At 71.3% G+C, this 26,458-nt stretch carries 21 protein-coding genes and 2 pseudogenes; 6 read left to right on the top strand and 17 right to left on the bottom strand.

Annotated elements, in window-relative coordinates:
• Positions 1 to 437 precede the first annotated feature (437 nt).
• Both WAB15_RS09990 and WAB15_RS09985 read right to left on the bottom strand, forming a co-directional pair.
• The gene (locus tag WAB15_RS09990; protein WP_399144453.1) at positions 438 to 761 is read right to left on the bottom strand and encodes a nuclear transport factor 2 family protein; all 324 of its coding nucleotides are present in this window, start codon (positions 759 to 761) and stop codon (positions 438 to 440) included.
• Positions 758 to 1,822: a DUF3533 domain-containing protein gene (locus WAB15_RS09985; RefSeq protein WP_407286010.1), complete on the bottom strand. Its 1,065-nt coding sequence runs from the start codon at positions 1,820 to 1,822 to the stop codon at positions 758 to 760. Before WAB15_RS09985 ends, WAB15_RS09990 begins: the two co-directional genes overlap by 4 nt.
• A gap of 340 nt (positions 1,823 to 2,162) precedes the next feature.
• On the opposite strand from WAB15_RS09985, the gene WAB15_RS09980 reads away from it, so the two are divergent.
• The 3 genes and pseudogenes from WAB15_RS09980 (at position 2,163) to WAB15_RS09970 (ending at position 4,280) form a co-directional block, all read left to right on the top strand.
• The gene (locus WAB15_RS09980; RefSeq protein WP_407286009.1) at positions 2,163 to 3,128 is read left to right on the top strand and encodes a MerR family transcriptional regulator; all 966 of its coding nucleotides are present in this window, start codon (positions 2,163 to 2,165) and stop codon (positions 3,126 to 3,128) included.
• 271 nt (positions 3,129 to 3,399) lie between these two features.
• Positions 3,400 to 3,792: pseudogene (locus WAB15_RS09975) on the top strand (DNA polymerase III subunit alpha); the annotation flags it as partial.
• 44 nt (positions 3,793 to 3,836) lie between these two features.
• Positions 3,837 to 4,280, top strand: coding sequence for a hypothetical protein (locus tag WAB15_RS09970; protein WP_407286008.1), 444 nt, complete (start codon positions 3,837 to 3,839; stop codon positions 4,278 to 4,280).
• A gap of 62 nt (positions 4,281 to 4,342) precedes the next feature.
• Here WAB15_RS09970 and WAB15_RS09965 read toward each other — a convergent pair.
• The 11 genes and pseudogenes from WAB15_RS09965 to WAB15_RS09915 all read right to left on the bottom strand — a co-directional run.
• Positions 4,343 to 4,532, bottom strand: a pseudogene (locus WAB15_RS09965) (IS30 family transposase); the annotation flags it as partial.
• Positions 4,533 to 4,974: 442 nt separating this feature from the next.
• A complete protein-coding gene (locus tag WAB15_RS09960) occupies positions 4,975 to 5,838 on the bottom strand; it encodes a PhzF family phenazine biosynthesis protein (protein WP_407286007.1) in 864 nt (287 codons plus the stop codon).
• A 7-nt stretch (positions 5,839 to 5,845) separates the two neighbouring features.
• Positions 5,846 to 6,727, bottom strand: coding sequence for a phytanoyl-CoA dioxygenase family protein (locus WAB15_RS09955; RefSeq protein ID WP_407286006.1), 882 nt, complete (start codon positions 6,725 to 6,727; stop codon positions 5,846 to 5,848).
• Positions 6,728 to 6,838: 111 nt separating this feature from the next.
• Entirely contained in the window at positions 6,839 to 8,284 is a 1,446-nt protein-coding gene (gene aroA, locus WAB15_RS09950; RefSeq protein WP_399144447.1) for a 3-phosphoshikimate 1-carboxyvinyltransferase, read from the bottom strand.
• A 50-nt stretch (positions 8,285 to 8,334) separates the two neighbouring features.
• The gene (locus WAB15_RS09945; protein ID WP_399144445.1) at positions 8,335 to 9,084 is read right to left on the bottom strand and encodes an iron-containing redox enzyme family protein; all 750 of its coding nucleotides are present in this window, start codon (positions 9,082 to 9,084) and stop codon (positions 8,335 to 8,337) included.
• Positions 9,085 to 9,137: 53 nt separating this feature from the next.
• Positions 9,138 to 10,313: an NADP-dependent malic enzyme gene (locus WAB15_RS09940; RefSeq protein ID WP_399144444.1), complete on the bottom strand. Its 1,176-nt coding sequence runs from the start codon at positions 10,311 to 10,313 to the stop codon at positions 9,138 to 9,140.
• The gene (locus WAB15_RS09935) at positions 10,297 to 11,613 is read right to left on the bottom strand and encodes an acetyl-CoA carboxylase biotin carboxylase subunit family protein (protein ID WP_407286005.1); all 1,317 of its coding nucleotides are present in this window, start codon (positions 11,611 to 11,613) and stop codon (positions 10,297 to 10,299) included. Before WAB15_RS09935 ends, WAB15_RS09940 begins: the two co-directional genes overlap by 17 nt.
• 32 nt (positions 11,614 to 11,645) lie before the next feature.
• Complete coding sequence (locus tag WAB15_RS09930; RefSeq protein WP_399144441.1) at positions 11,646 to 12,752, bottom strand: DUF1611 domain-containing protein; 1,107 nt, start codon at positions 12,750 to 12,752, stop codon at positions 11,646 to 11,648.
• Between the two features lie 69 nt (positions 12,753 to 12,821).
• The gene (locus tag WAB15_RS09925) at positions 12,822 to 14,063 is read right to left on the bottom strand and encodes an acetyl-CoA carboxylase biotin carboxylase subunit family protein (protein ID WP_407286004.1); all 1,242 of its coding nucleotides are present in this window, start codon (positions 14,061 to 14,063) and stop codon (positions 12,822 to 12,824) included.
• Positions 14,064 to 14,268: 205 nt separating this feature from the next.
• Positions 14,269 to 15,582, bottom strand: a complete 1,314-nt coding sequence (locus WAB15_RS09920; protein WP_407286003.1) for an MFS transporter — start codon at positions 15,580 to 15,582, stop codon at positions 14,269 to 14,271.
• A 65-nt stretch (positions 15,583 to 15,647) separates the two neighbouring features.
• Positions 15,648 to 16,814: an acyl-CoA dehydrogenase family protein gene (locus WAB15_RS09915; protein WP_407286002.1), complete on the bottom strand. Its 1,167-nt coding sequence runs from the start codon at positions 16,812 to 16,814 to the stop codon at positions 15,648 to 15,650.
• Between the two features lie 87 nt (positions 16,815 to 16,901).
• Here WAB15_RS09915 and WAB15_RS09910 point away from each other — a divergent pair, with 87 nt between their 5' ends.
• The gene (locus WAB15_RS09910; protein WP_399144436.1) at positions 16,902 to 17,705 is read left to right on the top strand and encodes an alpha/beta fold hydrolase; all 804 of its coding nucleotides are present in this window, start codon (positions 16,902 to 16,904) and stop codon (positions 17,703 to 17,705) included.
• Positions 17,706 to 17,930: 225 nt separating this feature from the next.
• Positions 17,931 to 18,206, top strand: coding sequence for a hypothetical protein (locus WAB15_RS09905; protein ID WP_407286001.1), 276 nt, complete (start codon positions 17,931 to 17,933; stop codon positions 18,204 to 18,206).
• On the opposite strand, the gene WAB15_RS09900 is transcribed toward WAB15_RS09905, so the two are convergent.
• The 3 genes from WAB15_RS09900 to WAB15_RS09890 form a co-directional block, all read right to left on the bottom strand.
• The gene (locus WAB15_RS09900; protein ID WP_399144435.1) at positions 18,178 to 19,158 is read right to left on the bottom strand and encodes a DNA polymerase thumb domain-containing protein; all 981 of its coding nucleotides are present in this window, start codon (positions 19,156 to 19,158) and stop codon (positions 18,178 to 18,180) included. The two genes, WAB15_RS09905 and WAB15_RS09900, sit on opposite strands and share 29 nt — an antisense overlap.
• Complete coding sequence (locus WAB15_RS09895) at positions 19,155 to 22,610, bottom strand: DNA polymerase III subunit alpha (RefSeq protein WP_407286000.1); 3,456 nt, start codon at positions 22,608 to 22,610, stop codon at positions 19,155 to 19,157. Before WAB15_RS09895 ends, WAB15_RS09900 begins: the two co-directional genes overlap by 4 nt.
• A 1,283-nt stretch (positions 22,611 to 23,893) precedes the next feature.
• Complete coding sequence (locus WAB15_RS09890) at positions 23,894 to 24,541, bottom strand: pyridoxamine 5'-phosphate oxidase family protein (RefSeq protein WP_399144433.1); 648 nt, start codon at positions 24,539 to 24,541, stop codon at positions 23,894 to 23,896.
• Between the two features lie 306 nt (positions 24,542 to 24,847).
• Between WAB15_RS09890 and WAB15_RS09885 the strand changes: the two genes are divergently transcribed.
• Positions 24,848 to 25,696, top strand: coding sequence for an esterase/lipase family protein (locus WAB15_RS09885; protein WP_407285999.1), 849 nt, complete (start codon positions 24,848 to 24,850; stop codon positions 25,694 to 25,696).
• 68 nt (positions 25,697 to 25,764) lie between these two features.
• On the opposite strand, the gene WAB15_RS09880 is transcribed toward WAB15_RS09885, so the two are convergent.
• Entirely contained in the window at positions 25,765 to 26,349 is a 585-nt protein-coding gene (locus WAB15_RS09880) for a TetR/AcrR family transcriptional regulator (RefSeq protein WP_407285998.1), read from the bottom strand.
• Positions 26,350 to 26,458 lie beyond the last annotated feature (109 nt).

Below are 26,458 nucleotides of genomic sequence, written 5' to 3'. Positions count from 1 at the left end.
GCTCGAAGGTGCAGATGCCGGACGGGAGTCTGGCCCAACCGCGCACCGAAAAGCACCCTGATCGTGCATCGGGCGATCGCTTTGAGTCGTTAAATGAAAGCTGAGGGTAATGGCGCAAACGAGTCGGAGGTGGGCGAAGGGGGACGGGTCGACCGGTGCGCGGCCAGCGGGGATGCCCCGCCCGTCATGCTCGTGGCATGAGCCGTTTGCGGCCGGAAGGTAGGAATCCGGCCGCCGACCGGTCGTTCGGGAGGGTTTCGATCTCCGCCGATTGGCCGAAGTGGAGGGCCGGAGGCGGCCTCCGGGCAGCCCGCGGCGCCGGCCGGGGTAAGAGGCGCCCGGCCCGGGGCCGGCTTACTCCTCCGGCCGGTGCCGCCTCACCCGCCCCCGATCCGGGGTCGACGCACCCGTCCGGCCGGTGCCGCCCGCCCGCGCCCTCAGGCCTGCCCGGTCTCGAACCGGCTCACCTTGCCGTCCGCCACCGTGAACGACCAGCGCGTACGCATCGCCCCCCAGGTGTCGTTGCGGTAGTTCGCCACCAAAGACCGCCCGCCGTCCGACTCCGACTCCACGTCCATGTGCCCGCGCGACCCGAAGATCTCCTGGTCGGACCACTGCCGCAGATCCCGGTCGGAGCCGTCGTCGGACATCGTGGCGTCGGGCGTGAGCGCGGCGAAGAACGCCTGCTCGTCGTTGCTGTTGATGGCGGCGACCAGGGCGCGCACCGCGGGGTCGGACAGTCGGTCGGCGGGGATGGTCATGGCGCTGCTCCTTGGTCTTGGGAGGGCGGTGCGGGCTTCCGGTCGGGCTTGCGGAAGACGGAGAGGATCAGGGTGAGTGCGGTGCCGGCCACCGCCCAGGCGGAGAGCACCAGCAGCGGGCAGGTCACCGCCTCGCCGCGGAAGTAGGCGAGCGAGCGCGCCGTCCAGGTGCCCGCGCCCGGGGGGAGGGCGGGGCCGATGGCCCGCCAGAACGGAGGCAGCAGGGGGTAGGGGTAGGCGCCGCCCGCGCTCGGGTTGCCGAGGATGACGATCAGTAGGATCGCCAGGCCGATGCCGACGATGCCCAGCAGGGCCTGGCAGGCCAGGGTGGTGGCGCCGACCGCGAAGACGACCAGCGCGCCCAGGCCCCACAGCCCGAAGAAGGTGCCGGGCAGGGCGCCCAGGACGGGCCCGACGACGATCGTGCCGGCCAGTCCGGCGGCGATCGCGTACACGGCCAGCGCGGCCAGCCGGATGACCGCCCGGTGCCCGTTGGAGGGGCGCGCCCCGGCGCTGATCGCGAGGATCGCGGCGCACAGATAGCCGCCGACGCACCAGCCGACGACGAGGTAGAAGGACGACAGGCTGCGGGCGTCGCCCCGGTCGGCGGGGGCCACGTCGACCGTGCGCACGGTGCGCCGCTCGGCCTTCTCGGCCGTGCGGACGACCATCTCGACCGCCTGGGAGAGGGAGGCGCCGCCGCCGCTCGCCACCAGGAGCCGGTCGGTGCTGCCGCGCGGGTCGACGATCAGCGCGCCGTCGATCGTCCGGTCCTCGATCTGGCGCCGCGCCGCGCGTTCGGACGCCGCCGTGTGCGGGTCCAGCGGTGAGCCGGGCAGCCGGTCCAGCTTGCGCACCAGCTGTCCGGCGGCGGGCGGCGGAGCGACCACGGCGAACGGCACGTCGACCGGTTTGGGCTGGTGGAAGGCGCCGGCGTAGGACGCGATGAACGCGATCATCAGGCCCAGGACGCCGAGCACCAGCAGCGAGGCGTGCGGCGTCACCGCGCTCCTCACCTCCCCGAGGAAGGTGGTGCGGGTGCCGTCCTCCGTCGTGGGCATACGTCGCTCCTCGCCACACCCGTGCCGCCGTTATGAGGCTTTTGCTCACTTATCTTGCGGTGGGCGACGAGGGTGCGCAGACCGGGTGGGGCTGATCGGTGGACGACGGGAGGTGGCCCCGGCGTGGCGTTCGTACGAATGTTCGATATCCGGGTTATGGTGGAGAGGGGGAACGCGGGACACAGGTGTGACTGAGCGCTTCGTTTGGCGGATGAGCGCTTGAGCTGGCGGGGCTGAGCGTTCCAGTTGGCGGGGTGGGATGACTGAGTGGTCTGCCAATAGGCCCTTGACCCGTCCCCCAGGGGCCGGGTTTAGCGTTCTGGGCGACGAGGAGGTGCAGATGCGTGCAGGTGAGGCAGCCGTGGCTGCCGGTGTGACGATCAAGGCGCTGCGTTACTACGAGGACTGTGGGTTGCTCAGCCCCGGCCGTGCGGCCAACGGCTACCGCGACTACACGACGGAGGACGTCCGGCTGGCCGAGGAGATCCGCAGCCTCGGGGCGTTCGGCCTCACTCCGAAGGAGACCGGGCCATTTCTCGCGTGCCTGCGCGCGGGACACGATGCGGGCGACCACTGCGTGGAGTCCCTGGCCGCCTACCAGCAGAAGATCGAAGCCCTGGACCTTCTCGTCGCCCGGCTGACCCGCAGCCGGGAACAGCTGATCCGCCGCCGAGACACGGCGGCCCGGCGAGGTTTCCCCTCTGCCGCCGAGCCAGCGAAGGAATCCCACGAGATGCTGCCCACAGCCGACCCCCTGCCCGCCGGCCTGCCCGCCCCGGTGGACGACGGCGCCGCCGCCCACCTGCCGGGCCGTACGCTCCCCGCCCTGTCGTTCAACGACACGGACGGCAACGACATCCGCCTGGACGCGGTCGCCGACGGCCGCTGGGTGCTCTTCCTCTACCCGCTCACCGGAGACCCGGCCGCCGACATCCCGGAGGGCTGGAACGAGATCCCCGGCGCTCGCGGTTGCAGCCAGGAGGCCTGCAACTTCCGCGACAACCTTGACGCACTGCGGGCGGAAGGCGTCGACCGTGTGCTCGCCCTGTCCTCGGACCGAGCCGACTACCAACAGGCGCTCGTGGACCGTCTGCACCTGCCCTACCCGATGCTCTCCGACGCCCGGCTCACGCTCGCGGACGAGCTGAAGCTCCCGACGTTCGAGGCTAACGGCCAGACGCTCTACCGGCGCCTCACCCTCGTACTGCGCGGCGCCACGATCGAGCACGTCTTCTACCCCGTCTTCCCACCGGACACCCATGCCGACGAGGTGGCGCAGTGGTTTCGAAACCATCGCGACGCGTGACTGAACCGACGAGGGGCCACCACACCTTCCGGGGTGGCGGCCTCTCGCTGCTGTGGGCAAGGACGTGTGGGGGCACGCTGCCAGGTCCGCGGCTACGCCGACTGGTCCACGTTGGGCTGTGTGCTTCAGTTGGCGAGTCCCGCCATGTGAAGCGCTCAGTCACAACAGGGTCGGCCGGGGGGCGGATGAGGTGCAGGAGGTGCGGATGCCCGGGTTCACGCATCTGCACACCGCTTCGGGGTTCTCGCTGCGCCACGGCGCCTCCCATCCGGAGCGGATCGCCGAGGCGGCCGGCTTCCGGCGCGGTCTGGCGCACCGCCTGCTGACCATGACCGAGGAGACCGCGGGCGAGTGCCTGGTGGACCCGCAGGACGACATCGGGCTCGGCCGGATCCACTTCCCCGAGCCCCGGCTGGTCGGCGCGGAGCACCGCACCGCCGCCCGGGTGCTGCGCGGCTACGACCGCGACCGCGACCGCGAGCGCTGGGCGCGGCTGCACGACGAACTGCGCACGATCGAACGGCTCGGCTACCCCTAGTACTTCCTGACGGTCGCTCAGGTCGTGGACGACATACGGGAGCGGGGCATCCGGGTCGCGGCCCGCGGGTCCGGCGCCGGATCCCTGGTCAACCACCTCCTGGGCATCGCACACGCCGACCCGGTCGCCGCCCGGGCGGACTCGCGGCGGCACAGGCTCAATACGGACACGTGAGAGCGAAGGTGACACTCGGCTACGCCGGCGACGCCGATACCAGCTGGATGGAAGACCTCGCTGTCGAGGAGCTGGAGATGGTCAGCGAGCAGGTGGACGAGGACCTTCGAGCGCTCGACGAAGGCGAACACGTCAGCGGACCTTCCGCGCAGGAGTACCAGCGCAGAGTACGGAAGGCCGCGGCCGTCTTCGCTGGCCGCGTCGTCAACCAGGCAGACAACGCCCAACGCCTGCTGACCAGCAAGCATCCCGACATCCACCACGGGCTGGGTGACTCGCATTCCTGCGGCGCACCACCGTGGAACTGTCCATCGAGGTGGAGAACCTCCGCCGTGAGCAGGAGGACGCCGCCGATGCCACGGTGGTGCACATGCCCCGGCCGCGCGGACCACGCCGCAGGTTCTCGCCCACGGATCCAGGGAGCTGAGCCACGCCGATGAGGCGGCGGTCATGGCATTCCGGCGGTACTGGCAACCAGCACTGGGCGGATGCCGGCTCAGGTTCAAGGGGTTGTTGCAACACCGCCGCTCCGTAGCGAGAGTAGGTGATCCTGGAAAGCTTCCGCCGGAAGTTCGCCAGCCGAGTGTCCTGCATGGGCGGGAGTTGAGGGCGGAAGCGACGGTGTCGAGATCGCCGCGTGTGTGCCGGGCCGGATCGGTGCCCTTGGGAAAGTATTGCCGGAGCAGGCCGTTCTGCTCACGCAGCCGCTCGGCCTGGCCCAGCACCTCAGCCCGCCTGGCCTCCGATGCCTCTATCAACGACGGCACACCACACCCACCCTCGCTCAGCACCCGCACCCCTCAGGGCGGGCTCGACCCCGGCGACGGTAGAAGCCAGCACGACCGGCCACATCCCGAACCCCTGCGAATCACCCCAACGAGGCCCCCTCAGAAGATCTGCACCCAGCCCGGATCGGCGAGTTTGCGCAACTGCCCACGGACCGGCTCGACCTTGCCCGGCGTGAGCGCACGACCCAGCGCCCTTGCGACGTCCTTGGCCGGCAGGTTGGGTGGATGGCGCCGGGCCGGCGGGCTCGGCCGTGGCGGTCGGGCGGGAGCTGCGGGCGGCGGACGCACCCGCGATCGGTGCCGCGGCGATGGCCGTACCGAGACCGATGCGCTTGACCGCCGGTGGTCAGCCGGTGGGCCGGTCCGCCTCCGTCAGGAGCCGTGCGGTGCCGCCGAGTTCGACGCGGAGGTCCGGTCCCGCCGTGGCGGCGATGGTGGCGGGGCTGCCGAGGGTGTCGCCCATGTCGACGGCGATCCGGTGGACGCCGCGGCCGGCCAGGTGGGCGGCGAGACAGGCCGTGCTGTTGGCGTTGGCGATGTCCTCGGGGACGCCGATCGAGGGGGCGAACATCCGGGCCGCGAGCGTGCCCTCGGGCGAGGGCGCCGAGTGGACGTACGCGCCGAGCAGGCCGAACCGGTCGCAGGCCGCCCTGAGCCGGTCCAGGTCCGGGCTGAGCGCGGCGAGCGTGGCCCGGCTGGGGACCGGCACAAGGACGCGTTCGCGGCCCACGCCGGCGATCCGGACGTCAGGACCGACGTCGTCCGGTGCCAGGCCGAGCGCCGGCAGGACCAGGTCGCGTTCCTCGGCGGTGGGTTCGCGCAGGTCGACGGGGCCCGGGTCGAAGGCGGCGGTGATCCGGTCGCCGTCGCGCTCGGCCCGGCCGGCGAAGACGCGCCCCCCTGTGCGCAGGGTGGCCCGATAGGGCCGGTCGCCGCCGTGCCGCGCCGCGAGCAGGGCGAGGGCAGCGACGGTGCCGTGCCCGCAGGCCGGCAGTTCCCCTTCCGCGGTGAAGAAGCGCAGCTCGGTCGTGTCGCCGTCCTGGCGTACGTACACCGCGTGCGAGGTGCCCTGTTCGACCGGGATCCGGCGCCGCTCGTCGTCACCGAGACGCGGGCATGCCGTGTCGTCCTCCAGGACCACGGCCGTGGGGCTGCCGCCCGCGCCGCCCCGCAGGCAGGCGCGGACGACCGTCACGTTCGGCGTCCTCATGGGGCTGTCACTTCGCCTCCTTCAGCGTGGCGTACCCGGTGGTCGCCGCGGTTTCCGTGGTGTGGGCGCCTTCCTGGAGCTGGAAGAGCGAGCCGAAGGGGCGCTCCGCGAGCGGGAGGCGCCACGCACCGGCCTCCACGCGTGCCGTGTCCGACACGCTACCGCGCAGCAGGGTCACCCCTGCCTCGTTGTGGCCGGCGTGCGGCCCGAAGTGGATCGGGTAGGCGTCGGCCGCCCGGTAGGCCGGCAGGAAGGCGCGGCGGTACCGGTCGGAGTGGTTCGGGGAGGAGTAGTGCAGCAGCAGGCAGTGGATGAAGACCACGCTGCCGGCGGGCGCCTCGATCGGCACGGCGAGCGCCGGGTCGGGGGCGCCGGCGCCCGCCACCTTGCCGCGGAAGTATCCGTCGACGTAGTGGTCGGCGAGTCCGCGCTTGTGGGAGCCGGGGACGGCCTGCAGGGCGGAGTTCTCGGTGGTGGTGTCGTCGAGGTAGATCAGGGCCGTCACCAGGTCGGTGTTGGTGTGCGGGTAGTAGGCGAAGTCCTGGTGCCAGTCCACGACGCTGCCGACCTGCGGGGCCTTGAGGTGGAGCTTGCTGTAGTGGAACAGGATGTCGGGGCCGATGAGCGCCTCGACGTGGTCGAGCAGCCGGGGGTGGGCGGCGGCCCGCTCGAACGCGGGGTGCTGCTTGGTGGGCGACCAGATCCGGCGGGCCATGCCGTTGTCGCCCGGCTCCACTTCGGCGACGGAGCCGATGTCGGGGACGTCCAGGATCTCCGTGATGGCTGTGTTGAGCTCGGCGACCTCGCTCGGGTCGAAGAGACGCTCGGCGACCGCGAAGCCGTTCTCGCGGTACTCCTTGACGAGCGCGGCCGTGTCGGGTGCGGACATCCGGGGGGTTCCTCTCTGGTGGGCGCTCTGGTGGGCGGCGGCGGTGGGGTGGGGCGCGGGCCGTGCGGGGGCCGCCGGTCGGCGATGGCCGGTCGGCGGCCCCACGACGGCTCAGGCGCCGCCGACCGGCACCGCGGTCGGGGCCCGGCGCGGGCCGGGCGGGGCGGGGTCGGCCCCGACCGGCACCGCGGCCGGGGCCCGGCGCGGGCCGGGCGGGGCGGGGTCGGCGTCCGGCCCGTCGACGGCGGAGGTGACGACGCCCGCCTTGGCGAACTCCTCGAAGAACGCGGGGAAGGAGAGCCGGACCTCCTCGGAGCCGGAGTAGAGGTTGGCGGACTCCATGCGCAGACCGGCCACGAACAGCGACATGAAGATGCGGTGGTCGCCCCAGTGGGAGAAGTCCACGCCGCCCGGGTACGTGGACCTGCCGCGCACCTCGAAGCCGTCGCAGACCCCGCGCTCGTACCGCGGCCGGATGTCTACGCCCGCCTTGGACAGTTCGCCGACCATGGCCTCGATGCGGGAGGCCTTGTGGAAGTGCGTCACCCGCGCTCCGGTGACCCGGAGGGTGCCGTCGACGTAGGCGCCGAGGGCGGCGAGGGTGGGCACGATGTTGGGGCAGTCGGTGGCGTCGATGTGGAAGTCGCCGCGCAGGCTGTCCGGCGGGGTGTCGACGGTCAGGGTGTCGGCCCCGCGGTCGAGCGTGGTGCGCACGCCGAGCTGCTCCAGGATCGGCACGATCGCCGACTCGCCCTGGGTGCTGGTGCCGTGGACGCCGGTGAAGACGGTACGGCCCGGGTAGAGCGCGGCGGCGGCGAGCAGGTACGAGGCGGAGGTGTAGTCCTCGTGGACGGCGACGTCCCGGGACCGGTAGAGCGAGGGCTCCACGCGGTAGCGCCGGTGGTCGTCGGAGACGGTGACCTCGATGCCCGCCTGTAGCAGGGTGTGCAGGGTCTGCTCGATGTACGACTTCGAGTGGACCCGGCCGGCCACCTCGATCTCCACCGGGCGTTCGGCGAACGGGGCGGCGAACAGGATGGCGGTGATGAACTGCGAGCTGACGTCGCCGGGCAGCCGGCAGACGCCGCCGGGGAGGCGCCCGCCCCAGTTGACGACGGGTGCGTTTCCCTCGCGGCAGATGGACTCGATGTCCGCGCCGAGGTCGCGCAGGGCGTCCAGGAGCGGGGACATGACCCGCTTGCACAGGGTCTCGTCGCCGGTCACGACGACCGGTGACGGCAGGACGGAGGCAAGCGCCGTCATCGTACGGAAGACGAGCCCGGAGCCGTCGGAGCGGATCACCGTCCGGCCGTCGTCCTTGAACTGCCCTCCGGTGCCGGTGATGTCGAGGTGTCCCTCGTGCTCGACGATCTCGGCGCCCAGCGCGCGGCAGGCGCGCTTCATGGTCTCGGTCTCCTCGCAGCGGAGGTCGTTGGTGATCCGCGAGCGCCCCTCAGCCAGGGTGCTCGCCAGGATCGCCCGCTGTGTCTCCGGCTTCGAGGCGGGGACGCGGAACGTCCCCGTGAAGCTGTCGATCGGTTCAACCCGTAAGCGCATGAGGTCTCCGCGTGCTGGTCCTGTCGTCGGCGTGGCCCGGGACGTGCGGGTCACGCGGCGGTCGCCGCGTGCTTGGCGACGGTGTCCTCGTAGATCTCGCGGAAGAACATGGCGAGGATCTCCTGGACGTCGTCGATGTACTTGAACACCTTCTGGAAGTCCTCCTCGCTGAAGATCAGCTGGTGGAGGATGTTCCACATCTCCTGGGAGTGGTCGTCGGTGGTGTCGACGTGGAGGTGGGCGGCCTGGCCCTTGACGTTCTCCTTGCCGAGCCGCTCCTGGAGGTTCTTGACGATGGCCGGCTGGAGCTTGGCCTGGGTGTACTCGACCAGGTAGTTGGACACGACCGGGGCGAGGGCCGACTCGTGCTCCAGGGCGTAGTAGAAGAAGCCCTCGAACAGGCGGGTGGAGAGGTACGGCTCGGTGTCGAGGATCTCCTCCTCGGTGATGCCGGCGGCCGCGGCGTCGCTGACGTACAGCTTGTCGTGGAGCATCTCGTCGGCCTGGTAGTGCGCGTAGTCGTGGGCCGCCTTGGGCGAGATCTGGGCGATCTTGTAGATGGCCTTGGACTGGCTGACCCGGGAGAGGCGGATCCGCCACACGTGCTCGATGAGGGTGCGGCGGTAGTACGCCTGGTGGAGCTCGGGGTCGGTCATGTGGGACGCGAAGGGGACGGTGGCCTTCCACTCCGCCATCTTCTTGTCCATGTAGCGGTCGAGCTCGGCCTTCTTCAGCCGGCTCTGCTCCTCGTTGTAGAACGGCTTCGGGTGGGTGATCCCGGTGTTCTGCACGCGGTTCATCGCGTTCTCCTTCAGGGGAGGGTTCAAGGGAGGGTGGTGCTCGGGAGGGACGTTCACGGGAGGGTGGTGCTGCCGGGCACGACGGCGGCCTCGGCCACCGCCTTCGCCACGTGCGGGGCGACGCCGTCGAAGATGTCGGGCACGATCTGGCCGCGTCCGAGGGCCTCGTCGTCGACGAGGCCGGCGATCGCGCGGGCCGCGGCCACCTTCATCTCCTCGGTGATGCTCGGTACGCCCGCGTCGAAGGCGCCCCGGAAGATGCCGGGGTAGCACAGTCCGCAGTCGATCTGGTTCGGGAGGTCGCTGCGCCCGGTCGCGAGGATCGCGACGACGTCCTGCACCTCGTGGGGCAGGAACTCGGGGTGCGGGTTGGACAGGGCGAAGACGACCGGCCGGTCGGCCATGGTCCGCAGGTCCTCGGGATCGAGGACGCCGCGGCCGGCGAAGCCGACGAAGACGTCCGCGCCGGCCAGGACGGAGCGCAGCGGGCCCGTCTCCTGGTCCGGGTTGGTGTGGTCGGCGAACCACCGTTTGGCGTCCGTCAGGTCGGTGCGGCCCCGGTGCAGGGCGCCCTGCCGGTCACAGGCGACGATCCGCCGTACCCCGATGTTCATGAACAGTCGGGCCGTCGAGGTGCCGGCGGCTCCGGCGCCGGCGACGACCACCTTGAGCTCGCCGAGCTCCTTGCCGACCGCCTTGGCCGCGTTGATCAACGCCGCGGTCGCGGCGACGGCGGTGGCGTGCTGGTCGTCGTGGAGCACGGGGATGGAGAGCCGCTCGCGCAGCCGGTCCTCGATCTCGAAGCACCGCGGGGCGGCGATGTCCTCCAGCATGATGCCGCCGAAGGTCGGTTCGAGGTGGGCGACGGTGTCGACGATCGCGTCGACGTCCTGGGTGCCCAGGCACAGGGGGAAGGCGTCGATGCCGGCGAACTCCTTGAAGAGCAGCGCCTTGCCCTCCATGACCGGCAGGGCCGCCAGCGGGCCGAGGTCGCCCAGGCCGGAGACGGCGGAGCCGTCGGTGACGATGGCGACGGTGTTGCCGCGGATGGACCAGCGGTCGGCGGCGGCCGGGTCGCGGGCGATCCGCTCGGCGACCCGGGTGAAGCCGGGGGTGTAGACCCGGGCGAGGTCCTCGCGGTCGCGCAGCGGGACGGTGGCACGGACCTCCAGCTTGCCGCCCACGTGCAGGTCGAGGATCGGGTCGTCGGGGTCAGCGGTAGCGGACATGGAAATGCTCCGTCGCGTGTCGGTCGAGGAAGGCGGTCTCGGCGTCGAGGTCGTCGGCCGCCACGTCCCACAGGGCGTCCATCAGGCAGATCGCCCGGTCGGAGGCGTCGAGCCGGGTGCCCTCCGCCACGTGCACGCGGAGGATCCGGGGCGGGCGGGTGGGCGGGTCGAAGCCGATCGCGTCGACGGTCCGCCCCTTCTCGCCGTACTTGCTGAGGAACACGGTCGCCCGGGTCGGCGCGCCGGTGCGCAGGGCCTCCAGCTGGGAGGCGTGGGTGAGCCGGTCGTGGAACGCGTCGCGTTCGCCGTCGGGCAGCAGCAAGGACTCGGTCCACAGGTCGAGCAGGGAGTGCCCGGTGACGGTCTGGACGCTGGCGTCGATGAGACTGCCGCCCATCCGGGGGTTGATCTCGATGATCTCCCAGCGCTTCTTCGACTCCCAGTACTTGACCTCGACGTGGAAGGCGCCGCCGGTCAGCCCGTGCTCCTCCAGCGCGGCGAAGCAGCGGGTGACGAAGTCCGCTCCTTCCAGGACGAGTTCGCGTCCGATGGTGGCGGGCGGGCTGACCGACATCCCCTCCAGGGTGGTCCGCTCCAGGCGTTCCACGCGGGCCTTCTCGTGGACGCACAGGTGGTGGACCCGCCCGTCGAGGACGAGGGTTTCGAAGCTGAACTCGGGGCCCTCGACGTACTCCTCGACGAGGAAGTCGTACCGGTCCATGAAGATCGCCTTCATGCGCCGGTCGGCCCGCATCTGCTCCTGGATCGCCGGCAGGTCCGCCAGGTCGCGCACGTCCTCGAGGACGAAGGCCGCGAAGGACGAGGCGCCGCACACCGGCTTGACGAACCAGCTTGCCGAGGGGTCGAGTTCGGGCGTCACTCCCGGTGCGAGCCGACGGACCCGGACCTCGCTGAGCCCTTCGGCGAAGAGGAAGCGGCGCAGCTCGTACTTGTCGAGGCAGAGGCGCAACGCGGGCTCGGCGGAGTCGCGCGCGCCGAGCCGCTCGTTGAGCTCGGCCATCAGGAGTCGGTAGCCCTCGAAGGTGGCGAGGGCGGCCTCGACCCGGTAGCCGCGGTCGGCGAGTTCGCGCACGGCCTTCTCGACGTCGCCGAAACGCAGTTCGGGTTCCTCGGTGACCACGCAGTCCGCCAGGTGGCGGCGGCTCGCGTCCAGGGCCCCTGGGGTCTCCGGGCGGGAGCTGAGCGCGACCAGGGTCAGGCCCAGCCCGGCGGTGGCCGCGGCGGCCTCCTCGGTGAACGACTTTCCCTGGTGCATGAGGAGCAGGACCGCTCTCTTCACCTGTGCACCTCCTCGGTTTTCCGGGTCCGCACTCAGCGCCGCCGGACCGGCTGCCGGCCCGCGGTCTCGCGCTGGTGGGCGCGCAGGATGTCGACGAGCTGTGCGGCGCCGCCCTCGCGGACCGGGTCGAGGACCGGCAGCCCGGTCTCGGCCTCGAGCTTCTCGGCCTCGCGGCGGTAGTCCTCCTCGGTGAAGCCGGCGCTGTTGACGCTGACGGCGGCGGTCTTGGCGGGCCGTTCGAAGACGGTGAGCTCCTCGTTCATGCGGATGAGCTCGGGGATGGGGATGATGGGTGTCTCCCAGACCTTGGTGCGCTCGGCGCCGAGGCGGTGGCAGAAGACCAGGGCGTGCGGCAGGGCGCCGTGCAGGATGGCGAGGGCGACACCGCTGGCCCCGATGTGGTTGAGGGAGCCCTGGCCTTCGACGACGACCCATTCGTTGCCGGCGGCGGCCTCCATGACGACCTGCTCGACGGCGCCGCCCATGAAGTCGCCGGGCACGCCGTCGACGGCGACGCCGTGGCCGGAGATCATCATGCCGCTCTGGCCGGTGGCGGCGAACCCGGTGGAGATGCCGCGGCCGTTGGCCTCGTTCCAGATCTGCAGTGCGGCGGTCTTCTTGCCGATGTTGGAGTCGCTGCCGCAGGTGTGGATGATCCAGGTGTCCAGGTCGAGGACGCGGGCCTTGTTGAGCGGCACCGTCGGGGCGTCCTTGGTCTCCCAGACGGTGATGCCCTTCTCGCGGACGGCGCGGGCGATGTCCGGGTCGCTGGTGAGGCGGTAGTGGATGGAGTTGATCAGGTGGAGGCCGTTCTGGACGGCCGCGAGGAGGTGCGGCTTCCAGCCGGAGGGCAGTTTGGCGGAGTGCAGGCCCTTGCCGATGACCATGACCTCGGGGCGCAGGTGCAGGGCGTCCTCGACCCGGCCGACGATCGGGATCGAGCCGCCGTAGCCGAGGACGTCCTGGACGGTCTGACCGGCCTTGCGGCTGTCGACGACGGCGACGCAGCGGTCCCCGCGGTAGCGGATCAGCGATGCGGCGATCTTGCTCGTGAAGAGGCCGAAGCACCCCTCGGCGAACACCACGAACTTCTTGTCGACCAGCTCCGCATGGTTCAACTGACCCACGTCTTCCTCCACGGACTCGATTGTTCGATTTCGGATGTACGAGATGGTTCGGACGGTCTGCGGCACGGTGTCCGGTGCGCTCTACGGGACGGGCTCGGCCGTCAGTCGGTAGCGGGCGCGCACCTGGCGCACGGCTTCCTCGATCTGCGCCTGCGTGCCGCCCCGGAAGAGGAAGCGGCCGCCCTGGAGCGTGGCGTACGAGCCGGGCCGGGAGACCAGGAACTCACCCGCCTCCGGCACCAACTCCCGGTACAAATAGGGCACTTCGCCGAGGAGGGGGGTGGCGGCGGTGACCTTCTGGGGAAGTGGCCTGGGGCCCGGGATCGTCAGCCAGCCGCCGCTCTGCTCCGGGTCGGAGACCGGCGGGTCGACCGGGCGGCCGAGCAGCACGTCGACCCACAGCCGGAACAGGTTCACGCCGTGGACGTCGTGGATGACGTAGGGAACGTCCGCGCCCGGCACCCGGGCGCCGACCTCGAGGAACACCAGCTCCTCGCCGGTGTCGAAGAGTTCGAGGTGGAAGGCCGAGCCGCGCAGGCCGAGCGCGGTCAGGCAGCGCAGGGCGAAGTCCTCGCACCGGGCGCGTACCGCGGGGTCCGTCTGGAAGACGGAGCCGAGCGGTTCGCCCAGCAGTTCGAAGTCCAGGCAGGTGGAGACGTAGCGCGAGGTGCACAGGAACAGCGGCTTGCCGGAGGCGTCCAGGACGCCGTCGACGTGCAGGATCCCGCCCTGCACGAACTCCTCGATCTCGAGGTCGTGCAGGCTCCGCTCGGCGCACAGGGCCCGCAGCTCCTCGGCCGAGGCGATCTCGCGCACGCCCTGGCTGGAGGCCCCGCGTACCGGCTTGACGATCACGGGGTAGCCGAACGTGTCGGCGACCGCGAGGACCTGGTCCTCGGTGTGGCAGGGCGCCCAGCGCGGCACGCGGACGCCGGCCCGGGCGAGGGTCTCCTTCATGACGGTCTTGTCGCGGAACCGGGCGGTCTCCTCGGGTCCCGCGCCCGGGATGCCGTAGCGCTCGCGCAGGGTCGCCGCGAGGTCGAGGAGCAGTTCGGAGAAGCCGATGACATGGTCGAAGGGGCCTTCGTCGCGGACGACGGCGTCCAGGAGCCGCAGGACGCCGTCCAGGTCGTCGAAGTCCTCGACGAGGTGGACGCGTTCGGCGTCGGAGGGCACTCCGCTGCGACCGCCCGCGTCGCAGACGTACGTGACGCGGTCGGTCTCCGGCAGGAAGAGGTCCTCGGGAGCGGCGAGGCGGTTCTCCCAGCGCCGCTCGTCATCGGGCCGGGGCCAGCGGTTCAAGAACAGGATTGTGCCCGACATGGGGATGTCACCCTCACCGATCACGGGATGCATGGACCTGCCCGGCGAAGGACGAACCCGAACCCGAACCCTGGGCACGGCCCCCGCCGCGTTGCTCGCGCTGCCTCAGCCTCGCATGGGACCGGCTCGGCCAGAATAGGACCTTAGTCCCAGCGGTCCCTGGGCGTTGCGGGCTTGCGCGAGCACGCGGGAACGTGCTGCCGAGTCAGCCCGGGGTGTGCGCGCGGGTGCGGTCGGACCAGTTCACGACGTGCGGCATGAGCTGGCCGACGACCAGGAAGAGGGCTCCCATGACCAGCCAGCCCGGCTCGCCCCAGCCGATGCAGACCAGACCGAGCAGCGGCGGGCCGATCGCGTTGGACAGCCCCTGGCCGATGCCGTACAGACCCGAGTACTGGCCCTGCGCGTGCGCCGGCGCGAGGCCGAAGGACAGCTCGAACGAGGCAGCGGTGTGCCAGAGTTCGCCGACGGTGTGCACGACCACGCCGAGCGCGACGACGACCACCGCGACCCATCCGGGCGCGCCGCCCGCCGCCGCGATGAGGGCGGTGGCGATGAGGAACGCCACCCCCGCGCGGCGCACCACCCGGCCGGCCGCCCGGTTGGAGTCGATGCCGCGGCTGGCCCGCACCTGCAGGCAGACCACGAGGGCGGTGTTGACCGCCACGCTCGCGCCGACGAACCACCGCGGCGCCTCGGTGTGCCCGATGATCCACAGCGGCAGGGCGAAGATCAGCACCTGGGTCTGGATGGACATGATGCCGTCGAGGGCGGTGAGCACCACGTACGGCTTGTCCTTCAGGGCGAGCCAACGCCCGCTCTCTTCGGGGACGTTGACCGGTGGTACGGGCGGGATGCGGGAGGCGATGGCCGCGCAGACCAGGAACGCGACGGCGTTGCCCAGGATGAGGCTCACGTATGCGGTCCGGGTGTCCAGCTGGACGACGACGCCGGCCGCGAGGGCGCCGCAGCCGGCGGCGATGTTGTTGAGGGCCCGCAGGTAGGAGCGGTAGCGGGTGGGGTTCGGGGCACCCACGGCGCGGGTCAGCGGTCCGCGGGCGGCCGTGCCGGCCGAGTTGGCGAGCTCGGCCACGCACATGGCGGCGATCAGCCACGGGAAGGTGTGCACGAACACCAGCGCTGCCACGGCGAGGGCCTGCACGACGACCGCGATCCGGTAGACCTCGCGCGGGCCGCGCCGGTCGGCCAGGTGCCCCACGGGGATGCCGGCGACGAGGCCGATCAGGGCGGCGGCGCCCAGGGCGAGTCCGACCTGGGCGACCGGAATGCCGACGGAGCGGGTGAAGAAGAGCGCGGCCCCGGCCATGAAGAGGCCCTTGCCGATCATGTTGATGAAGGTGGCGGCGGCGAGGAGGCGTTTGGGGCCCGTCTCGGGTATCAGGCCGCGGGCCACCAGCCAGGCCGGTAACCCTCCTCCGGGGGCTTCCCCGGCCGCCGCCTCGGCCCTTCCGGCGTGACCGTCCCGTTCGTTGTGTCGGCGCTGTTCGCTGGTGTCCACTGGCTGCCCCTCCGGCTGCTGGATGGTTGGCCACCGTGGTGGTGGCCGGGTGTGCTCGGGTGCCCTCAGGCGTCGAGGCCCCCGCGCCTGACGAGCTGCGCGGCGATCACACTCCGCTGGATCTCGTTGGTCCCCTCGCCGACGATCATCAGCGGTGCGTCGCGGAAGTAGCGCTCGACGTCGAACTCCGTGGAGTAGCCGTAGCCGCCGTGGATCCGTACGGCGTCGAGGGCGATCCGCATCGCGGTCTCGGAGGCGAACAGCTTCGCCATGCCGGCCTCCATGTCGATCCGGCGGCCCGCGTCGGCCTCGCGGGCAGCGTACAGCGTGAGCTGTCGGGCGGCGGTCAGCGAAGTGGCCATGTCGGTCAGGTAGTTGCCGATGGACTGGTGCTGCCAGATCGGCTTGCCGAAGGACTCGCGGGCCTGGGCGTAGGCGAGGGCGTCCTCGAGGGCGGCCCGGCCGACGCCGAGCGCGCGGGCGGCGACCTGCAGCCGTCCGGTCTCCAAACCCTTCATCATCTGCCCGAAGCCCCGGCCCTCCGCGCCGCCGAGCAGGGCTCCGGCCGGTGCGCGGTGGCCGTCGAAGGAGAGCTCGCAGCTCTCGACGCCCTTGTAGCCGAGCTTGGGCAGGTCGCGGGAGACGGTGAGGCCGGGGCCGTGCTCGACGAGCAGGATCGACATGCCGTGGTGGGCGGGGCGGGCGTCGGGGTCGGTCTTGCACAGCAGGGCGATCAGACCCGAGCGGCGCGCGTTGGTGATCCACATCTTGGCGCCGTCGACGACGTATCCGTCGGCGTCGCGGCGGGCGACGGTGCGCATGGCCTGGAGGTCGGAGCCGCCGCCGGGTTCGGTGAGGGCCATGGTGGCCCGCAGCTCGCCGGTGGCCATCCGGGGGAGGTAGCGGCGCTTCTGCTCCTCGGTGCCGTAGTGCAGCAGCAGTTTGGCGACGACGGTGTGGCCGCCCATGGCGCCGGCCAGGCTCATCCAGCCGCGGGCGAGTTCCTCGGTGACGAGGACGTAGCAGGGAGTGGAGACGGGGGTGCCGCCGTACTGCTCGGGGACGGCGAGGCCGAAGACGCCGAGCCGTTTCATGCCCTCGATCAGGGCCTCGGGGTACGTGTCGGAGTGCTCGAACTCCCGGGCGACGGGCCGAACCTCCTTGTCGACGAACTCGTGGACGGTGCCGACGACCAGCCGTTCCTCGTCGGACAGGATGTCGAGAACGCTCATGCCGTGCTCCTCCTCGGACTACCGTCAGGGGGACTCATGACACCACGCACCGCCCGCGCGCCCCGCGCGCCCGTTCCGAGGACGTCCATGACCGAGCACGACCGGCCGGCCCCGGCCTTCGCCCGCGCGCAGGACGGCACCGCCCTGGCGTACCAGCGCCACGGGGAGGGGCCCCCGCTGGTGCTGCTCGCCGGGCAGGCGAACGACCACCACTGGTGGGACGGCGTGCGCGAGGACTTCCACGCCGTGCGCTCCACCGTCACCCTGGACCTGCGCGGCACCGGCGACAGCGACAAGCCCGAGGGCCCGTACTCCACCCGGCAGTTCGCCGACGACGTCGTCGCGGTCCTGGACGCGCTCGGGATCGCGCGCGCCGACGTGTACGGCACCTCGATGGGCGGCCGGGTCGCGCAGTGGATCGCGATCCGCCACCCGGAGCGGGTCCGCCGGCTGGTCCTGGGCTGCACATCCCCGGGCGGTCCGCACGCCGTGGAACGCGACGCGTCGGTACGGCGGTCCCTCGCGCAGCCGGACGCGGAGGCGGTACGCCGGGTGCTGGCCGACCTGATGTACTCGCCCGCCTGGCGGGCCGCGCACCCCGGCCCTTACCGCACCCTCGGCGACCCGCGGATGCCGGCCCACGCGCGCCGCGGCCATCTCGTCGCCAGCAACGAACACGACGCCTGGGACGAACTGCCGCGCGTCGCGGCACCCACCCTGGTCCTCCACGGTGACCAGGACCGGCTGACCCCGCCGGACAACCTCCCGCTGCTCGCCTCCCGTATCCCCGGCGCCCGCACCCACCTCTTCCCGGGCGCCCGGCACGCCTACTTCGAGGAGTGCCGGGACGAGGCGGGGAAGCTGGTGCGGACGTTCCTCGAGGAGGGATGACGGTGACCGGCGGCACCCCGCCGCCCATCGGAGCGTACGTCGAGGGTTGGGCCCCCTCGCCCCTCACGGCCCGTGATCCGCTGCCCGCCGCGCCGGTGGCGGCCCCGTCGGCGGTGCTCGACCTGCCCGGCCCCGTCGCGGAGGCGGGCGAACCGCTGCCGCCCCTGTGGCACTGGCTGTACTTCCTCGACCGGCGGGCGGTCTGGCCGGACGCCCGTCGACGGCATGGCCTTCGAGGACGGCGCCGAGACCGGGGCCGGTGGAGACGAGGAGCCCGGCGGGGCCGCTGGCGGGAAACGCCAGGGCGCGAGCCGGATCCGGCGCTGTCCATTCGCTGAGGGCTTCGGCCTGGGCGGCGGCCAGCTCGTCGTCACTGCGCTGGTCGGCAGGGGTGATGAGGATCAGACGACCGTCCGTGGCGATCCGCCAGTCAGCAGCGGCGCGGCCGGTGACCGGATGGAGGACGCAGCGGTCAGTTCGCCAGAGCGGCTGGACATATAGCCCCCGGTCCGAAGCGCCGACGGGCGCGGTCCGCGGCGGCTTCAGCCGCGCGGGCGCGGGCATCGCCGGGATCCAACAAGAGCTGGCGGTAGGCCCCGTCGGTCGGCAACAGGTCGTCTGCGCGGATCATGAAGGCGCGCACTCTCGCTCGCTGCAGTCCGAGACCGGCCAGCAGGCTCAGCGCAGCCACGGTGAGGGCGGGCGAGTGGTTGGTGGGTTCCGGCAGGGTGCGGGTACGTGTGGTGGAGCTGCGGTCGGCGTACCGCACCGTGAGGGTGAGTCGGCTCGCGATCTGGCTTTCGCCGCGCAGGCGTTGGCCGATCTGGTCGGCCAGTCCCAGAACTGCGCGGTGGTGCTGTGCCGGGTCGAGACAGTCCCGCTCCAGTACGAGATCGGCGACCAAGTGCACTGCCGGTTCGGAGAGGGTGACCGGGCGGGGATCATGACCGCGGGCGCGCTCGGCCAACAACCGCGCCTGACCGACGCCGAGGAGCCGTTGCAGGGTCACCGAAGGCAGGTCGGTGATCTGGCCGATGGTGTGCAGGCCGTATCTGTGAAGCGTTTCCGCCGTGGTGCGCCCGACCCCGGGTAGCGCGGTGACGGGCCGCGGGTACAGCCAGTTGGCCACGCGATCAGCGGGGACCCAGGTGGTCTCTCCCGGCGCGGACGCGTCGGCCGCCATGGCCGCCAGCATGCGGTTACTCGCGAGCCCGGCGCTGCTGTCAACGCCATAGAGAGCCTTCAACCTGAGCTTCGCCAACTGAACGACGTCATAAGCGGACAGGTCGAAATATCTGATGGCCGACGTCAGGTCGAGCTGGACGGCGTTGGGCGGAACGGCCTGGACATGAGGCGTGACACCAGACATCACTTCCATTACATCGTTGTACTGACGCCCGTTCAGCGCGGCGTGCAGGTGGAGGTGAGCAATGTGCCGCTGCCGTGTAGTCATCCTGCGCTCCCCGGACTGGTGTAGCCGAACTTCTTCAGGTCGGCCGAGCGGGTGCCGGCTGGCTGGAGGTCGGCGTAGGGATGCAACCGGGCGCCGGTGGTGCCGTTGGCCAGGGTCCGCTGCGACTGGGCCGGGGTCGGGTGCGGGTGGCTCTCGCCGAGGAGGGTGAGTGCGGCCTCGGGGCCGTTGTCGCGGCGGGCGGCGGCGATCTCGTCCAGGTCCCAGGCCATGGTGCCGACGACGGTGCGGCGGGTGCCGCGTACCTGGACCGTGCCGCGCACCAGCAGCAGTCCGCTGTGGAAGACGGTGTGTGCGCAGGCCGGGTGGGAGTCCTCGAAGAAGGCCAGGTCGACCAAGCCGGAGCCGTCCTCCAGGGTGACGAAGATGATGCGCTTGCCGCTGGCGATGGGCGGGGTCTGGGTGGAGGCCCGTACGCCGGCGACCAGGACCTGCTGGCCGGCGCGCAGTCCGGCCAGGTGGGCCGCGTCGGTCGCTCCGATCTCGCGCAGGAGGCGGTGGTGGTGCTCCATCAGGTGCCTGGAGACGTCGATGCCGAGGGTGCTCAGCTCGGCGCTGAGGGCTTCGCGTCCGGTCAGTTCCGGCAGGCCGCTCGGCTCCGCCCCGCCCACGGGGCCCGCTTCGATGGGCAGTTGGCCTTTGCCGGCGGATCGGGTGCGGGAGGCCCGGTGGAGTTCGGCGATCTGGAGCAGCAGGTCGCGGCGCGTGAGGCGGCCGTCGTGGAGGGAGTTCAGGGCGCCTATTTCGGCGAGGCGTTCGGCAGTGGGTCTGCTGGGGCGGGCTCGCTGCCAGAAGTCGGAGAGGGATCCGTAGGGCTGGCCTTGTTCGATTCGTGCGCACTCGTCCCCGCTGATGCCGTGTACCGCGGAGAGGGCAAGCCGTACGCCCCGCTGCTCTCCGTCGGTCTTCTCCACGGTGTGTTTCACCTGGGAGTGGTTGATGTCGACGGGCAGGACTTGTACACCGCGGCGACGGGCGTCGGAGACGAGGACGCGCTTGGGCCACATCCCGGGGTCGTGTTCGAGCAGGCCGGCCAGCAGGTATGCCGGGTGGTGTGCCTTGAGCCAGGCGCTCTGGAGGGCGGGTACGGCGAAGGCGACCGCGTGGGCGCGGCAGAAGCCGTAGGCGCCGAAGGCCTCGACGGTCTTCCAGACCTCGTCCCGGACGGCCGCACTGTAGCCACGCGCGCGCGCCAGGCCATGGAACCAGTCCCTGAGCTTCGGCAGCCGGTCCTTCTCGCCGAGCGCCCGCCGGACGACCTCGGCCAGCGCGTAGTCGCAGCCGGTCATGACCGACAGGGTCTCGATGATCTGCTCGTGCCAGATGGTCACGCCGTAGGTGTCGGCGAGCACCGGTTCCAGGTCCGGATGGGCGTACGACGGAGTGCCGCCATGACGTGCGGCGATGTACCGCTCGGGCATGCCCCCGGCGACCGGACCGGGACGGAAGAGACTGATGTCGGCGATGACGTCCTGTGGGTCGCGCGGCTGCAGCCTGGACAAAAGGTCTTGCTGGCCAGCTGACTCCAATTGAAATACGCCCAGGGTCTGGCTCTCCTGGATGAGCTTGAACGCGAAGACGTCGTCGAGCGGTACCTGCTTGGGGTCGTCCAGGTCGATGTGGTTACCGGTCGTCCGTTCGATCTCGGCGACGGCGTGAGCCATCGCCGACTGCATGCGTACGCCCAGCACATCCAGCTTGATGTTGCCCAGGTCCTCGATCTCCTCCTTCGCCGCCATGGCCATGGGGTAATCGCCCTGCGGGGTGGGCTGCACCGGCAGCCGGTCCAGGAGCGTCGCGTCGCTGATGACCACTCCGCAGGGGTGCATGGCCATGCCGTGGACCAGGGAGTCGAGGCCCTCCGCGAGCTCCCACAGCGGTCCGTACCGGTGCGCCTCGGCCGCCAGCTGCCGCAGTTCGGGCAGTTCGGCGAGCGCGCCCGTGATGTCGGAAGCTCTCAGGTGCGGGAAGCTCTTGGCGATCCGGTCGACGTCCGCGGGCGCGATTCCGAGGGCGAGGCCGGTGTCGCGCAGGGCGCGGCGGGCCCGGTAGGTCTCGGGCATGGCGGTGACGGCGACCCGCTCCTTGCCGAACCGGTCGAAGATCGTGTCGTAGCACTCCAGCCGGCGGGCGGACTCCACGTCGATGTCGATGTCGGGCAGGGAAGCCCGGCGCACACTCAGGAAGCGTTCGAACAACAGACGGTGGTCGAGCGGGTTCGCGGTGGCGATGCCCAGCGCGTGGCAGACCATCGAACCGGCGCCCGAGCCGCGGGCCGCGACCCTGATGCCCTTGGCTCGGATGTCGGCCACGACCTGGCCGACGGCAAGGAAGTACGAGTCGTAGTCCAGCGCGGAAATCACCTTGAGTTCCTCGTCCAGCCGGTCGAGCGCCGCTCGGTCGCGGTCCAGGCCCCGCCGGGCCATGCCGGCCTCGCACTGCCGGCGCAGCAGTTGTGTCGCTCCCCCCGCTCCGGGCTCGGCGCCGAAGAGCGAGGGCTCCGGGAAATGCCGCGTGCCCAGCCCCAGGTCCGCTCCGGGGTCGACGGCGCACAGGGCCGCGGTGGCGGCGGTGTCCGCCACCAGGCGGCGTGCCCGCCGGGCGTCGGCTCCGGCGTATTGGGCAACCAGGTGCGCGACGGCCGTCATCGCCTTCTCGTCCTTGAGCCAGCGCTGTCCGCTGTCCAGGCGGCGCCGGTCGATGGGCCGCAGCAGCCGGGCGGCGTCCAGGACGTCGGCGAGGCGGTGCTGGTCGGGGTCGGCGTAGCGGACGGCGTTGGAGAGCACCGCGGTGGTGTGGGTGCGGTCGGCCAGCGCCAGGGTGCGGGCAGCCAGGCGGAGGGATCCAGGACCGATGGAGAAACGTTTATGCACCACGGCTTCCAGCCTGACCCCACTCCCGAAGATCTCCCGCCACGGCGCCAGCAGCCTCATCGCGACGTCTTCCCGCCCGGCCGCCAAGGCTCGTACCGGCTCCGAGAGTGGCCCGAGCAGCACGGTCAGACCGGGACCGCCGTACTCGCGCAGCGCCTCCCACGGCACCACCACCGGTGCCGCGCCGGACGCGGTGCCGACGTGGGCGGCCGACGTGATGCGGCACAGCCGCGCCCACCCGGCGCGGTTCTGCGCCAGCAGCACGAACCGCAGCGGCGGCTCGACGACGTGCGCGCCACCGCGCACCGGGGTGCGGCGTCGCTGGGCGGGCGGCGGGGGCGCCAGGGCCTCCACCGCCAGGTCGACACCGAAGATTGGCCGCACCCCGGTTCCCGCGCATGCCTGCGCGAACCGGACGGCACCGGTGACCGTGTCCCGGTCGGTGAGCGCGAGCGCCGTCACGCCTCGCTCGGCGGCCCGCAGGGCGAGATGCTCGGGGTGGGCGGCACCGTAGCGCTCGGAGTAACCGGACGCGACGTGCAGATGGGCGAAGCCCGCCATGCCGCACCTCCATCACTCCACCCCATTTCGGCCTTTTTATGCCGCATACCCGATATGTTCATCGTACTCTCGTTCGATTACTCTAACCTCATCGGCCCCGGTCAGCGACATGATTCGAACGCATCGTCGATTCGGCAGCGAGGGGAGCGGTAACCGGAACAGGTGCTACGCCGTCACATCCCTAACCGGGCAGCATGGTTGGAGGAAATCGCCCCAGTGGTGCGCACCGCGCCGCAGTCATCGAGCGACTCAAAGTGGAGGGGGGTAACGGCATGTCGCGCAAACGACACTTTCCGTAACAGGGTGAGTGTCGGAACGGACGGGTCAGTCGGACCTCACGGAGGCGTCGGATCGGTCGGCTGCCCGTCCGTGTATGCCGCGAGGCACAGGGCGGTCGGACGCAGAGACGGATCGTCGGTGCCTGTGCAGCCGTCTTTCGTCGCGCGTAGCGCCCAGTCGGCGGCGCGCCTGTGGGCTGGACGCGCGGGACGCTGAGCCAAACAACACGTCGTCGAGGATCTGGGCGCCCACTGTCCTGTCGGCGGAGCCCGGGGCGGGCGGCGTCCTGGGGAGCCACCGTGCCTGCTCCAGCTCACTCCATGGAAGCGGATCGCGGGCGAGGCGAAGGCTGCGCAGGACCCCAACCGGCCACCGGACCTGGCCCTGAGAATCCATGCGCAGTGCGCATTGCACGGCGAGCAGCCGGGCCGCAGCTCCGGTATGGCTCGGCAGGGCTGAGGCCAAGTAGCTGAGCATCTCCTGCACCTGAATCTGGTCGCCCGGCCCACTGGGGCGTCGTCTGTGGCGGCGTGAGGTGCTGTTCGGTGACGCCATGGCCTCGCGCAGGAAGGTTTCCGGAACCACGGCGGCTTGCGTCGTCGCCGAGGCGCAGGCTGTACATGCATCGGCAAGTCGCCAGAGTCGTCCGCCCCGCTCGCGGGCGAGGAGCAGGCGGACAGGGCCCGCGCAGCCGCGGTGTCGGGGCTGCCGGCCACAGCCTCGCTCGTGGCACTGGCAGGTGCGCATGTACGGCGGCAGGGCGTCGCGCCGGGCATGTCCGGCCAGATGTTCGAGCGCCGCGGACCGCGCGGATGCGGCAGCGAGCAGCACGCCTCGGTGGTCGCACTGCCGGCACACAAGCTGCGGCCCTCCAGGACCGGGCCGCAGCTCCACAGTCCAGGCATGCCGAGTTGTCGGGCGTGTTGTGCAAGGCCTCATAGGGCGCGCTTCGGCACCGGGGCCGTACGCCCCGCGGCCACCCTCGGCGGAGCCCGCCGCGGGCCTCAGCCGTAGAGCCGCTCCGCATACCGCGGGCCGTAGTGCTCCATCAGCTCCTCCAGGGATCTGTCCTGGTCCTCAAGGCTCCTGACGATCCGGGCCCGCGAGGGCAGCGCGTCCGGCTGCCAGGTCTCCGGCTTCCACAGCTCCGAGCGCAGCAGGGCCTTGGAGCAGTGGTAGAAGACCTCCTCCACCTCCACCAGCAGCGCCAGCCGCGGGCGGTGGCCCTTGACTATCAGTGCGTCGAAGAACGGGGCGTCCCGCAGCAGCCGGGCGCGGCCGTTGATGCGCAGGGTGTCACCGCGTCCCGGAAGGAGGTAGTTCAGCCCGACCCGGGGATTGGCGAGGATGTTCAAGAAGCCGTCCGCGCGCTTGTTGCCGGGGCGGTCCGGGATCACCAGGGTGGTGTCGTCCAGGACATGGGTGAAGCCCGCGGGGTCGCCCTTGGGGGAGACGTCGCACCAGCCCCGCGCGTCCGCGGTGGCCATCATGCAGAACGGTGAGTGCGCCAGCCACTCGCGGTCGAGGTCGTGCAGCCGATGGCGGGTCTTGTTGGCGGCGTGGGGCGTGGGCTCGCCGATCAGCGCGCGCAGTTCCGCCTCCGATGAGATCTCCTCGATCCCGGTCAGATCCGCCGTCCGTGTGGTCTCCATCTGCGAACCCCCTCGTCGACTCCTTGGTCAAGGCATCACCGACTGTAGGCGACAGCACTGACAGCCGCTCGGCCGCGGCGCAGGAGTGAGGTACGGGACACAGTGTGCACGGAAGGTCGGTGCCGGGAGATCTGGTCATACGGTGAAGGTTGCGTGCTGTTTCCTTCACCGTCACACCGCTGGCCCGCCCTGCTTACTCAGCCGTAACTTACTTGCCAGTCAACTGCGTTGGCCCTTGCGATCCGGATCGCAGGTGAACGGCTCACGGAGCACTTCGGAGTCCCCTCACCCCGCAAGGAGCATCGTATGAAGCTGCGCTGGTCACGAACGCTCACCCTCCTCCCCGCCCTCGCCCTGGCCCTCGGCGTCACCACCGCGCCGGCTGCTGCTGCCCCCACCGTCAGCAGCGGTTGGAACAACTACTCCTGCAAGCCCTCCGCCGAGCACCCCCGGCCGGTGATCCTGGTCCACGGCACGTTCGGCAACTCCGTCGACAACTGGCTCGGCCTCGCGCCCTACTTGGTGGCCCGCGGCTACTGCGTCTTCTCCCTGGACTACGGCCAGCTGCCCGGCGTCCCGCTCTTCAACGGCCTCGGCCCGGTGGACGCCTCCGCCCGGCAACTCGCCTCGTACGTCGACCGGGTGCTGGCCGCCACCGGGGCGGGCAAGACCGATCTGGTCGGCCACTCGCAGGGCGGCATGATGCCCCGGGTGTACCTGAAGTTCTACGGTGGCGCGAAGAAGGTGAACGCGCTGGTCGGACTGGCTCCCGACAACCACGGCACCGATCTGGACGGCCTGACCCGGCTGCTGGACCATTTCCCCGGCGCCAAGGACTACCTCGAAGGGCTGACCCCCGGTCTGACCGACCAGATCGTCGGCTCCGACACCCTCAACCGCCTCAACGAGGGCGGCGACACCGTCCCCGGTGTGCACTACACCGTGATCGCCACGAAGTACGACGAGGTCGTCACGCCCTATCGGAGCGGCTTCCTCGACGGCCCCGACGTGCACAACGTCCTGCTCCAGGACCTGTGTCCGGTCGACCTTTCCGAGCATCTGGCCATCGGGCTCGCCGACCGCCTCGCCTTCCACGAGACGGCCAACGCCCTGGACCCGGCGCACGCCGCCCCGACCACCTGCCTCTCCGGCTGACCGGAGCCGGCCCGGCCTGCTACCCGCGGGCCGGGCCGTCCTCTCCCGCGCCGCCGGGGATGCCGGTGTCAGAAGTTCAGCAGCGCCTCGGCGCACTCCTCCGCCAGCTCCTCGGCGTGCGGCGGCAGCGGCGTTCCGCCGCGCAGATGACGGCGTACCAGAGACAGCGGTGCGTCGACGACGGCGAGCGACACCCGGTCCAGGCTCTCGGTGCCGTGGACGCCCAGGGCGCCCGCGAGCGCCGCCAAAGAGGCCCGCACCCGCATGTTCCCCTCGTTCGCGCGCCGCAGATGCTCGTCCGACCAGTCGTCCCGTCCGAACTCATGGGCGCCGTACAGCAGCAGCGCCGCCTCCCGCGGGTGGGTGCGGCTCCACGCCACGACGTGCCGGGCGGCCGCCCGGCCCCCGGCGCGCGGGTCGTTCGACGACTCCAGGGCCTTGAAGTACCCCTCCTGGAAGCCCTCGACCGTCCGCAGCCACACCTCGGCCAGCAGTGCCGAGCGGCCGGCGAAGCGGTGGTAGAGCGAGCCGCTGGGCGCCCCGACGGCCGCCGCGACCGCGGACATGGTCACGCCCGCGGGCCCGGACTCGGCCGCCAGCGATACGGCGGCGTCGAGCAGCTGCGGGGTCTCGAAACGAGGTGGCCTGGCCATGTTCTAGAGGGTACTCTCCACTATATTAGAGGCTGATCTCTAGAAAGGTCTCTCTGAAACCTCTCGCGGGAACGCGCCGGCGCAGTGTGCCGATGCCGCGCGGTGCCGG

Origin of the sequence: Streptomyces sirii, assembly GCF_045690365.1 — a bacterium.
Classification (GTDB): domain Bacteria; phylum Actinomycetota; class Actinomycetes; order Streptomycetales; family Streptomycetaceae; genus Streptomyces; species Streptomyces sirii.
This window is presented reverse-complemented; position numbering and strand designations above follow the sequence as displayed.